The sequence below is a fragment of the Actinoplanes sp. NPDC051633 genome, assembly GCF_040681735.1.
Classification (GTDB): domain Bacteria; phylum Actinomycetota; class Actinomycetes; order Mycobacteriales; family Micromonosporaceae; genus Actinoplanes.
On the sequence record NZ_JBFAZH010001384.1, the window covers coordinates 1 to 1,844 of the forward strand.

At 70.0% G+C, this 1,844-nt stretch carries 2 protein-coding genes; both read right to left on the reverse strand.

Features of this window, described 5'->3' with window-relative positions:
- Window positions 1-1,274, reverse strand: a 1,274-nt coding sequence (locus AB0M20_RS41220; protein WP_364306738.1) for a methyl-accepting chemotaxis protein, incomplete at its 3' end; no start/stop codon positions are given.
- Window positions 1,275-1,394: 120 nt separating this feature from the next.
- Window positions 1,395-1,844, reverse strand: a 450-nt coding sequence (locus AB0M20_RS41225; RefSeq protein ID WP_364306740.1) for a VOC family protein, incomplete at its 5' end; no start/stop codon positions are given.

A 1,844-nucleotide genomic window follows, 5' to 3' on the forward strand; every position in this document is an offset into this window, starting at 1 on the left:
GCCTGCACCCGGCGGGAGATGTCCTCGGTCGCCTTCGCGGTCTCCTGCGCGAGGTCCTTGACCTCGCCGGCCACAACGGCGAAGCCCTTGCCCGCCTCGCCCGCCCGGGCTGCTTCGATGGTCGCGTTGAGCGCCAGCAGGTTGGTCTGTTCCGCGATCGAGGTGATGACCTTGATGACGGTTGCGATCTCGCTGGACGACTCCCCCAGACGCGACACGATGCCGTTGGTGGCCGCGGCCATCTGCACCGCCCGCGCGGCCACCTCCGAGGCCTCGGTGGTGGAAACGGAGATCTCCCGGATCGACGCGCCCACTTCCTCCGAGCCGGTCGACACCACCTGCAGGTTGTCCGAGACGGCCTCCGCTGCGGCCGCGACCGATCCCGCCTGCGCCGAGGCGTCGGTGGCAGCGGCCTCGACCGACGTGGAGACGGCGGTGAGCTGCCCGGCGGCGGTCTGCAGGGTGGTGGCGTTGCCGCCGAGCTGGACGACGTCTTCGCGGAGCCGCGCGACGGCCCGGTCGAGGGAGTGCGCCATACGGCCGATCTCGTCGCGCACCGTCACCCCGGTCACGCGGGTCAGATCGCCGTCGGCCAGGCCCTCGGCGACCAGCGAGACTCCTCCGACAGCGGAGCGGATCCGCCGGACCACGCGCGCGCCGATCAGCACGCTGAGCAGCACACCGAGGGCAAGCAGGCCGGCGATGATTCGGTTCGCCCTGGTGGCGCTGTCCTGAGCGCTGCGGATGTTCGCCTGGGACAGGGCCGTCGCCTGGGCCTGGATCGCGTTCTGGTCGGCGGTGAGCGCTCCGTAGAGGGTGTTGTACTGCTGCAGGCCCGCTGCCAGTTGTTCGGGCGTGGCGGGGGCCTGATCGGCGGACAGGAACGCCAGGAACGCCTGCCAGTCCTGCTGCGCCTTGACCGCCACCTCCGTGCCGGCCGAGCCGGGCCCGAAGAGCTTCTGCAGATCGTTGAGCGCCGTGTCGATGGCGGCCTTGTTCGCCGCGATGGTCTTGCTGATCTGGTCGGCCAGCGACGGATAGAGCTGTGCCGCGGACGTGTTGCCGCCGAACGCTTCGACGTTCTTGCTGAACGCTCCCGCCGCCGTCTGCACGGCGATGGTCTGCAACTGCGTCGCTTCCGCATCAGCGTTCACTTGCCGAACGGTGTTCATCGCCAGACCGCCCACCACCACACCACTGACGGTGGCGGTCAGCACCGCGGCACCGATCTTCGTGCGCAGCGAACGATCGTCGAACGCTCTACCCAGGCCCATGGAACGCGCCTTTCCGATCCGACAGCGGCAACCTGGCCGGCCCCAAGTTCATCTTGGGGTCCGGTCGGCTCGTTGTCCGGCGATTGGCGGTACGCGCGACGGCGACGCCCGAACAATCGTTCAGGCGCGCTCTTCCTCGAACACGGTGATCTGAAGCCCTCCCGGAGCGTCCAGCCGGGAGTTGAGCGACTCCCACGGCGTGCGGGTGGGCGGGGCCAGCAGGTCGGCCCCGGCCCGGACGAGGCTGTCCGTGACCTCCTCGGCGTCGGCGACCTCGAAGGCGACCCGCAGCCTGGGACTGACCCGCCGGCCCACCTCCACGCGGTCGATCATCTCGACCTGCGCGGGGCTGGAGATCTCCAGCGTCGCGCGGCCGACGTCGAGAATCGTGACCCGCTCGTCGTCGTCGCCGTGCACCTGGAGCTCTTGGGCGCCACCGAGCACGTCGCGGTAGAACCGGACCGCTTCGTCGTAGTCGTCGGCCTCGACGACCAGACGCATCTGCAGGACCCGGCGGGGGTGGACAGCGGTCATGTCATTGCCCTTCGTACATCGCGGTCGCGGTCGGAG